The organism is Marmoricola sp. RAF53, from assembly GCF_052114005.1.
Lineage (GTDB): Bacteria > Actinomycetota > Actinomycetes > Propionibacteriales > Nocardioidaceae > Marmoricola.
The window spans coordinates 178,406-185,867 of record NZ_JBFRDX010000006.1; the positions used below are offsets into that span (position 1 = coordinate 178,406).

Annotated in this window: 11 protein-coding genes; 4 read left to right on the forward strand and 7 right to left on the reverse strand. The window is 74.2% G+C overall.

Translation table 11 applies throughout. From position 1 onward, the window contains the following. Nucleotides 1-33: 33 nt before the first annotated feature. Together AB4Y76_RS07710 and AB4Y76_RS07715 are read right to left on the reverse strand one after the other, a co-directional pair. Entirely contained in the window at nt 34-564 is a 531-nt protein-coding gene (locus AB4Y76_RS07710) for a dihydrofolate reductase (RefSeq protein WP_441923810.1), read from the reverse strand. Continuing rightward, nucleotides 561-1,355 (reverse strand): thymidylate synthase, encoded by a 795-nt coding sequence (locus AB4Y76_RS07715; protein WP_441923812.1) that lies wholly within the window; start codon nt 1,353-1,355, stop codon nt 561-563. Before AB4Y76_RS07715 ends, AB4Y76_RS07710 begins: the two co-directional genes overlap by 4 nt. 63 nt (nt 1,356-1,418) lie before the next feature. Here AB4Y76_RS07715 and AB4Y76_RS07720 point away from each other — a divergent pair, with 63 nt between their 5' ends. Beyond that, entirely contained in the window at nt 1,419-2,282 is an 864-nt protein-coding gene (locus AB4Y76_RS07720) for a hypothetical protein (RefSeq protein ID WP_441923814.1), read from the forward strand. Here the strand turns inward: AB4Y76_RS07720 and AB4Y76_RS07725 are convergent. The 5 genes from AB4Y76_RS07725 to paaA are packed head-to-tail and all read right to left on the reverse strand — an operon-like array spanning nt 2,270 to nt 5,774. Continuing rightward, nucleotides 2,270-3,352, reverse strand: coding sequence for a 2Fe-2S iron-sulfur cluster-binding protein (locus AB4Y76_RS07725; RefSeq protein ID WP_441923816.1), 1,083 nt, complete (start codon nt 3,350-3,352; stop codon nt 2,270-2,272). The genes AB4Y76_RS07720 and AB4Y76_RS07725 overlap by 13 nt on opposite strands. Beyond that, on the reverse strand, nt 3,349-3,819 hold the full coding sequence (gene paaD, locus AB4Y76_RS07730; RefSeq protein ID WP_441923818.1) for a 1,2-phenylacetyl-CoA epoxidase subunit PaaD: 471 nt from the start codon (nt 3,817-3,819) through the stop codon (nt 3,349-3,351). Before paaD ends, AB4Y76_RS07725 begins: the two co-directional genes overlap by 4 nt. Continuing rightward, nucleotides 3,816-4,577 carry a 1,2-phenylacetyl-CoA epoxidase subunit PaaC gene (gene paaC, locus AB4Y76_RS07735; RefSeq protein WP_441923820.1) on the reverse strand — a complete coding sequence of 254 codons (762 nt, stop codon included), beginning with the start codon at nt 4,575-4,577 and terminating at the stop codon, nt 3,816-3,818. Before paaC ends, paaD begins: the two co-directional genes overlap by 4 nt. Next, nucleotides 4,561-4,833 (reverse strand): 1,2-phenylacetyl-CoA epoxidase subunit PaaB, encoded by a 273-nt coding sequence (gene paaB / locus AB4Y76_RS07740; RefSeq protein WP_441923822.1) that lies wholly within the window; start codon nt 4,831-4,833, stop codon nt 4,561-4,563. The genes paaC and paaB overlap by 17 nt, the downstream gene beginning before the upstream one ends. After that, a complete protein-coding gene (gene paaA / locus AB4Y76_RS07745; RefSeq protein ID WP_441923824.1) occupies nt 4,833-5,774 on the reverse strand; it encodes a 1,2-phenylacetyl-CoA epoxidase subunit PaaA in 942 nt (313 codons plus the stop codon). Before paaA ends, paaB begins: the two co-directional genes overlap by 1 nt. A gap of 86 nt (nt 5,775-5,860) precedes the next feature. Between paaA and AB4Y76_RS07750 the strand changes: the two genes are divergently transcribed. Genes AB4Y76_RS07750 through AB4Y76_RS07760 form a run of 3 tightly spaced genes read left to right on the forward strand, consistent with a single transcriptional unit; the run spans nt 5,861 to nt 7,421 of the window. Continuing rightward, nucleotides 5,861-6,400: a GNAT family N-acetyltransferase gene (locus AB4Y76_RS07750; protein ID WP_441923826.1), complete on the forward strand. Its 540-nt coding sequence runs from the start codon at nt 5,861-5,863 to the stop codon at nt 6,398-6,400. After that, nucleotides 6,397-7,113, forward strand: coding sequence for an AzlC family ABC transporter permease (locus AB4Y76_RS07755; protein WP_441923828.1), 717 nt, complete (start codon nt 6,397-6,399; stop codon nt 7,111-7,113). Before AB4Y76_RS07750 ends, AB4Y76_RS07755 begins: the two co-directional genes overlap by 4 nt. Beyond that, nucleotides 7,110-7,421 carry an AzlD domain-containing protein gene (locus tag AB4Y76_RS07760; RefSeq protein WP_441923830.1) on the forward strand — a complete coding sequence of 104 codons (312 nt, stop codon included), beginning with the start codon at nt 7,110-7,112 and terminating at the stop codon, nt 7,419-7,421. Before AB4Y76_RS07755 ends, AB4Y76_RS07760 begins: the two co-directional genes overlap by 4 nt. Nucleotides 7,422-7,462 lie beyond the last annotated feature (41 nt).

Here is a 7,462-nt window from a genome sequence, read left to right on the forward strand (position 1 = left end):
ACGCCGACAGCCCGACGCCTACATGTCGAGTGCCTAGGCGCGTTCGAGCCAGACGAACTCGAAGCCCGGTTCGCCGTCCAGGTGCGGCTCGCGCTTCGTCTCGATCCAGGCTGTGCGGTCGAAGTCCGGGTAGCGGGTGTCGCCGTCGGGGCTCAGGTGGACCTCGGTGAGCACCTGGTGCGTCGCGCGGTCCAGGGCGGCGGCGTACACCGCCGAGCCGCCGACGACGAACACCTCCCCGATCCCGGCCGCCAGGTCGAGCGCGACGTCCAGGTCGGTGGCGACGAGCACCCCGGGGTGCGCCGGGCCCGCGGTCCAGGACGGGTCCCGGGTGAGCACGACCGTGGTGCGGCCCGGCAGCGGCCGCCCGATCGACTCGTACGTCGCCCGACCCATCACCAGCACCCCGCCGAGGGTGAGCGCCTTGAAGTGCGCGAAGTCCGCCGGGATCCGCCACGGGATGTCGCTGTCAGCGCCGATCACGCCGTTGTCCGCGACCGCGGCGACGAGCGTCAGGTCTCGAGACAGGCGCTGCGCACCTTCCTCGACCACCGAAGGCTTCATACCGCGATCGGTGCTTTGATCCCGGGGTGCGGGTCGTAGCCCTCCACGACGATGTGCTCGAGGTCGAACTCGTCCAGCGCCGTCACCGACGGGTCCAGCCGCAGCGTCGGCAGCGGCCGCGGCTCCCGGGTCAGCTGCAGCCGGGCCTGGTCGAGGTGGTTCAGGTACAGGTGCGCGTCCCCGATCGTGTGCACGAAGTCCCCGACCTCCAGGCCGACGACCTGGGCGACCATGTGGGTCAGCAGCGCGTACGACGCGATGTTGAACGGGATGCCGAGGAAGACGTCGCCAGAACGCTGGTAGAGCTGGCAGGAGAGCCTGCCGTCGGCGACGTAGAACTGGAACATCGTGTGGCAGGGCGCCAGCGCCATGTCCGGGATGTCGGCCACGTTCCAGGCCGAGACGATGTGCCGCCGCGAGTCCGGGTCCCGCCGCAGCTGCTCGACGACCTGGGCGATCTGGTCCACGTGCCGCCCGTCCGGGGTCGGCCACGACCGCCACTGGTAGCCGTAGACCGGTCCGAGGTCGCCGTTCTCGTCGGCCCACTCGTCCCAGATGGTGACGCCGCGGTCCTGGAGCCACTTCACGTTGGTGTCGCCGCGCAGGAACCAGAGCAGCTCGGCGAACACGGACCGGGTGTGCACCTTCTTGGTGGTCACCAGCGGGAACCCCTCGGCGAGGTCGAAGCGCATCTGGTGGCCGAAGACGCTGAGCGTGCCGGTGCCGGTCCGGTCGGTCTTCTCGACCCCGGTGTCGAGGATCCGCTGCACCAGGTCGAGGTACGTCTGCATGGCGACAACCTACCTCCGCGAAACACCCGGGACGGGCGGGACACCACGTGTCAGACTCCGGGGGTGCTCCTGGGTCTCACGGCGGCGTTGCTGGCCGCCGTCCTGTTCGGCGTCATCGCCGTCGTCCAGGCCGCGGTGATCCGTCGCCACGGTCTGGTCTCGCCGATGATGGCCGGCGTCCTGGTCGCCTACCTGGTCGGCTGGCTGCTGCACCTGGTCGCGATCGCGGAGCTGCCGCTGTACCTGGCCCAGGTCGGCGTCGGCGCCTCGCTGGTGGTGACCGCCCTGGTGGCCGCGTTCGTGATGGGCGAGCCGCTGCGCACCGAGCACTGGGTGGCGGTCGCGGGGGTGGTGGTCGGCCTGGGCGTGCTGGCGCTGTCCGCCGGTCCGGTCGGCGACTCGGAGTTCACCAGCCGCACGACCGTGCTGCTCTACGTGCTGCTCGGCGTGAACGCGGCCCTCGGCTGGCTCGCCTACCGCTGGCACGGCGCCTGGAGCGGCGTCGCCCTCGGCATCCTGGCCGGGTTCGCGTACGGCGGCACCCCGGTCGCCACCCGGGTGCTCACCGACCTGGACTTCACCCCGGCGACGGTGGTGCCGGCGCTCAGCATCGGCTTGTACGGCGCACTCGGGTTCGTCCTCTACTCGGTGGCGATGAAGCGGACCTCGGTGACCGCGGCGACCGCGCCGCTGGTCCTGCTCCAGACGCTGATCCCGGCGGTCGTCGGCCTCCTCGTCTTCGGCGACGAGGTCCGCGCCGGCTGGTGGCCGGCCGCACTGGTCGCGTTCGCGGTGAGCCTGGCGGCGGGCGTGGTGCTCTGCGGTGCGGAGGCCCGGCTCGACCTGCTGGACCCCGACCACGATCCGGGCCACGACCCCGGCCACGACCCCGGGCACGACGGCCAGCCGCTCGATCAGGCGTCGTAGTCGACCTCGAGCGTCTCCCCCGTCGGGTGGGACTGGCAGGTGAGGACGTAGCCGGCCTCGATCTCGTCGGGCTCCAGCGCCCAGGTCGCGCCCATCACGACCTCGCCGCGCACCACCCGGGCCCGGCAGGTGCCGCAGACTCCGCCCTTGCACGCGTACGGCGCGTCCGGCCGCACCCGGAGGAGGGCGTCGAGGACGACCTCGCCGGGCCGCACGGTGACCTCCCCGACCAGCCCGGCCAGCCGGACGGTGGCCAGCGTGCCGGTGGCCGGCGCGTCCGGGACCGGCGGCGGCGCCGCGGTCTCGGCGTGGAACAGCTCGACGTGCACCGCGCCGGTGGGGACGCCGTCGGCGAGCAGCGCCGCGCGCAGCTCGGTGACCATCGACTGCGGCCCGCACAGGAACCAGCCGTCCACCGGTCCGACGAGGGCGGCCCGCACGGCGGCGAGACGCTCCGGGTCCAGCCGCCCGGAGAGCAGCGCGCTCTCCTGGGCCTCCCGGGTGAGCAGGTGGACCAGCTGCAGCCGGGACGGGTACCGGTTCTTCAGCGCCGCGAGCTCCTCGAGGAACATCACGCTCGCCTGGGTGCGGTTGCAGGCCAGCACGGTGACCTCCTCGACCGTCTCGTCGGCGAGCGCGGCCGCGGCCATCGCGAGCGCCGGCGTGATCCCGGAGCCGGCGGCCACGAACGCGGGCCGGACCAGGCCGGGCAGGCCCGCCCCGAACCGGCCGGCGGGGGTCATCACCTCCAGCGCGTCCCCGGGCCGCAGGGTGTCGAGGACGCCGTGCGAGAAGCGCCCCCCGGGCAGGCGCCGTACGCCGATCCGCAGGTCGTCCTCGCCGGGCAGCCCGCACAGCGAGTAGGAGCGGCGTTCCTCGTCCCCCGGTACGCCGACCGCGACGTGCTGCCCCGGCTGGTACCCGTACGCCGCCCGCAGGTCCTCGGGGACGGCCAGCCGGACGGCCACGGCGTCGTCGGTGAGCTCGCGGAGCTCGGTGACGACCAGCCGGTGGAAGGCGGGCCCGTGCTCGGGCAGAGCGCTCAGCGGCTCGGCCGCGGGTGCGCTCACCGGTGCTCCCGGAAGCGGTCGAACGGCTCGGCGCAGTCGGAGCAGACCCAGAGCGCCTTGCACGAGGTCGAGCCGAACCGGCTGAGCTCGCGGGTGCGCGGGGATCCGCACTGCGGGCAGCGCACCGTCAGGGTGAGCGGGACCGGCCCGGCGGGCGACGGCGGCGCGATCCCGGCCTCGGCCAGGGCGCGGCGGCCGGCGTCGGTGACGTCGTCGGTCGTCCAGGCCGGGCTGAGCACGGTCTCGACCTCGACCGGGAGCGGCGCGACGGCGGCGGCGATGTCGTCGCGGATCGCGTCCATCGCGGGGCAGCCGGAGTAGGTCGGCGTGATCGTCACCCGGACCACGCCGTCGACCACGTCGACGACCCGGAGGATCCCGAGGTCGGCGATGCTGACCATCGGCAGCTCGGGGTCGGGCACGGCCGCGACCGCCGCGCGCACCTCGTCGACGGAGAGCACGCTCACCACTGGGCCCCCGGGTGTGCGCGGGCGACCTCGCCCAGGGTGTCGAGCATCGCGGTCAGCGCGTCCGTGTGCTCGCCGCGACGACCGTCGGGAAGTTCGAGGGCGATGTCCGGGACCGCCAGGGTCGCCTCCGCGAGCACGCCCCGGACCCAGGCCCGCGCGGCGGGTTCGATCGCGGCCGGGTCGACGAGCGCGCCGTCGACCGGGGCGAACAGGGTCGCGAACCACGGCCACTCGGCGTCGAGGGCGGCCTGCGCGCGGTCGTGCGAGACGGGGGTCCCGTCACCGAGGCGCAGCACCCAGGTGCGGGCGTGGTCGCGGTGGTAGGCGACCTCCTTGACCGCTTTCGCGGCGACCGCGGCCAGCAGCGGGTCGGGACCACCGGCGAGCCGGGCGTAGAGCTCGCCCTGGTAGCCGGCGAGGAGGAGCAGCCGGACGATCGTGACGGCGAAGTCGCCGCCGTCGCGCTCCAGCAGGCCCGCATTCCGGAAATCGGCGGGGGCCCGGTGGTAGGCGAGGTCGTCCTCGGTCCGGACCGGGTCCTCGAGCGACCCGGCGTAGGTGAGCAGGGCGCGCGCCTGGCCGAGCAGGTCGAGCCCGATGTTGGCCAGCGCGACGTCCTCCTCGATCTCCGGCGCCCGGGCCACCCAGCGGATCAGCCACTGGGCCGCGACCAGGGCGTCGTCGCCGAGGGCGAGCGCGTAGCCCGCGGTCGCGGCACGGTCAGCGACCACCGCCGTCTCAGAGCTGGACGCCATCGGGCACCTCGTAGAACGTCGGGTGGCGGTAGACCTTGTCGCCCGCCGGGTCGAAGAACTCGTCGGCCTCGTCGGGGCTGCTCGCGACGACCGCCTCGGAGGGCACCACCCAGATCGAGACACCCTCGCCGCGCCGGGTGTAGACGTCGCGGGCGTTGCGCAGCGCGATCTCGGCGTCGGCGCCGTGGATCGAGCCGGCGTGCGCGTGCGCCAGGCCGCGCCGCGGCCGTACGAACACCTCCCACAGCCCGGCCATCAGGCCACCTCCGGCCGCGCCGGACGCGCGTGCTTGGCGGCGTACGCGGCCGCGGCCTCGCGGACCCAGGCGCCGTCCTCGTGGGCGGCCACCCGGTGGGCGAGCCGTTCGGCGTTGCACGGACCGTCGCCGCGGAGCACCGCGCGGAGCTCGTCGAAGTCGATCGCACCGTAGTCGTAGCCGCCGCGGCCTTCGTCCTTGTCGGCGTTCCAGCGCAGGTCGGGGTCGGGCAGGGTGAGGCCGAGCGCCTCGGCCTGCGGGACGGCCTGGTCGATGAACCGCTGCCGCAGCGTGTCGTTGGAGAACCGCTTGATCCCCCAGGCGGTCGACTGGGCACTGTGCGGCGAGTCCGCGTCCGGCGGGCCGAACATCATCAGCGACGGCCACCACCAGCGGTCGACCGCCTCCTGGGCCATCGCGTGCTGGGCGGGCGTGCCGTGGCTGAGGGTGTGCAGCAGCTCGAAGCCCTGCCTCTGGTGGAAGGACTCCTCCTTGCAGACCCGGACCATCGCGCGGGCGTACGGGCCGTAGGAGCAGCGGCAGAGCGGGACCTGGTTGACGATCGCGGCGCCGTCGACGAGCCAGCCGATCGCGCCGACGTCGGCCCAGGTGAGCGAGGGGTAGTTGAAGATCGAGGAGTACCGCTGCCGGCCGGTGTGGAGGGCGTCGAGGAGCTCCTCGCGGCTGGCCCCGAGGGTCTCGGCGGCGGCGTACAGGTAGAGGCCGTGGCCGGCCTCGTCCTGGACCTTGGCGAGCAGCACGGCCTGGCGGCGCAGGCTCGGCGCCCGGGTGAGCCAGGCGCCCTCGGGTTGCATCCCGATGATCTCGCTGTGCGCGTGCTGGGCGATCTGCCGGACGAGGGTGGCCCGGTAGCCGTCGGGCATCGCGTCGCGCGGCTCGACCCGGTCCTGGGCGGCCAGCACGTCCTCGAAGGTGGTCATGTCCGGAGCCTACGTCAGTTTGTTACAGGAATCACGTCGGACGACGCTCTATCTGTAACACCGGGGCGACCTGCTTTCATGGCCCGGTGAGTGCCGATGTCTCCTGCCGCGTCGCCTGGGCCGACGACGCCCCCGCGATCGCCGCGGTCCAGGTCCGCGCGTGGCGGACCTCGTACGCCGACCTGCTGCCCGCCGAGCTCCTCGAAGCCCTGACCCCCGAGGAGGTCTCGGCCGGCTGGAACGAGTCGCTGCGCCGGCCACCGGACGCCCGCAACCGGGTCCTGGTGGCCCTGGAGCGCAACCTGGTGACCGGGTTCGCGGTGACCGGACCGGCCCTCGACCCGGACCTCGACCCGGTCGCCGACGGCGAGATCAGCGACCTCACCGTCGACCCGCACAAGCGCGGCAACGGCCACGGGTCGCGGCTGGTGCAGGCCTGCGTCGACACGCTGCGGGCCGACCGGTTCACCCGGGCGGTCACCTGGCTGGCCGCGACCGACGACGCCACCCGCGCCTTCCTGGTCGGCACCGGCTGGGACGCCGACGGGGCCCACCGCACCCTCGACCTCACCGGCGACGGGAGCGTGACGGTCAAGCAGGTCCGGCTGCACACCGATCTCGGATGACCGACCCGGCCCGGGAGCCCGGTCTCGACCCGGCGCTGCGCCGCGAGATCGTCCGGGACTCGGTCGCGGTCGCGGTCGCCACCGGCGCGTACGGGATCTCCTTCGGGGCGATCGCGACCGGCGCCGGCCTGGACGTGTGGCAGGCGTGCGCGCTCTCCCTGCTGGTCTTCACCGGCGCCTCCCAGTTCGCCCTGGTCGGCGTGATCGCGGCCGGCGGCGCTCCCCTCGTCGGCGCCTTCTCCGGGCTGCTCCTCGGGGTCCGCAACAGCCTCTACGGCCTCCGGCTGGCCCCGCTGCTCTCCTGGACCGGCGTACGCCGCGCCGCCGCGGCGCACCTGATCATCGACGAGTCGAGCGCGATGAGCGTGACCCGGGACTCCACCGCCGCGGCCCGGGTCGGGTTCCTCGCCACCGGCCTGGGCGTCTTCGCGCTCTGGAACCTGGCCACCCTGGCCGGCGCGCTCGCCGGCGACACCCTCGGCGACCCGCGCGACCTCGGCCTCGACGCGGCCGTCGGCGGTGCCTTCCTGGCACTGCTCTGGCCCCGGCTCGACTCCCGGCTGCACCGGGTCACGGCAGTGCTCGCGGCGGCGCTCGCGCTCGTCCTGATCCCGCTCACCCCGGCGGGGATCCCCGTGCTCGCGGCCGCTGTGGTCGCCCTCGGCCTGGGGCTGCGCGCGGGCGGCGTTCCCCAGGAAGGCCCGCACGCATGATCTGGATCGCCATCGTGGTCTGCGGCCTCGGCTGCTACCTGCTCAAGCTCGCCGGGCTCTCGGTGCCGCACCAGGTCCTGGAACGGCCGCTGGTGCAGCGGATCGCCGACCTGCTCCCGGTCGCCCTGCTGGCCGCGCTCATCACGGTCCAGGTCTTCACCGTCGACGACGGCGGGCACCCCGGGATCGGGATCGACGCCCGGCTCGCCGGACTGGCCGCCGCCGCCGTCGCGCTCACGCTGCGGGCGCCGTTCCTGGTGGTGGTCGTGGTCGCCGCCGCGACCGCCGCACTCCTCCGGCTCGCCTGAAACCCGTCCGGACGCACGCCGGGCCCACGCCGGGCCCACGC

Coding starts and splice junctions, on each gene's coding strand:
- AB4Y76_RS07710 (WP_441923810.1), bottom strand. CDS start 564: ATGAAGCCTTCGGTGGTCGAGGAAGGTGCGCAGCGCCTGTCTCGAGAC.
- AB4Y76_RS07715 (WP_441923812.1), bottom strand. CDS start 1,355: ATGCAGACGTACCTCGACCTGGTGCAGCGGATCCTCGACACCGGGGTC.
- paaC (WP_441923820.1), bottom strand. CDS start 4,577: ATGGCGTCCAGCTCTGAGACGGCGGTGGTCGCTGACCGTGCCGCGACC.
- paaB (WP_441923822.1), bottom strand. CDS start 4,833: ATGGCCGGGCTGTGGGAGGTGTTCGTACGGCCGCGGCGCGGCCTGGCG.
- paaA (WP_441923824.1), bottom strand. CDS start 5,774: ATGACCACCTTCGAGGACGTGCTGGCCGCCCAGGACCGGGTCGAGCCG.
- AB4Y76_RS07755 (WP_441923828.1), top strand. CDS start 6,397: ATGACCGACCCGGCCCGGGAGCCCGGTCTCGACCCGGCGCTGCGCCGC.
- AB4Y76_RS07760 (WP_441923830.1), top strand. CDS start 7,110: ATGATCTGGATCGCCATCGTGGTCTGCGGCCTCGGCTGCTACCTGCTC.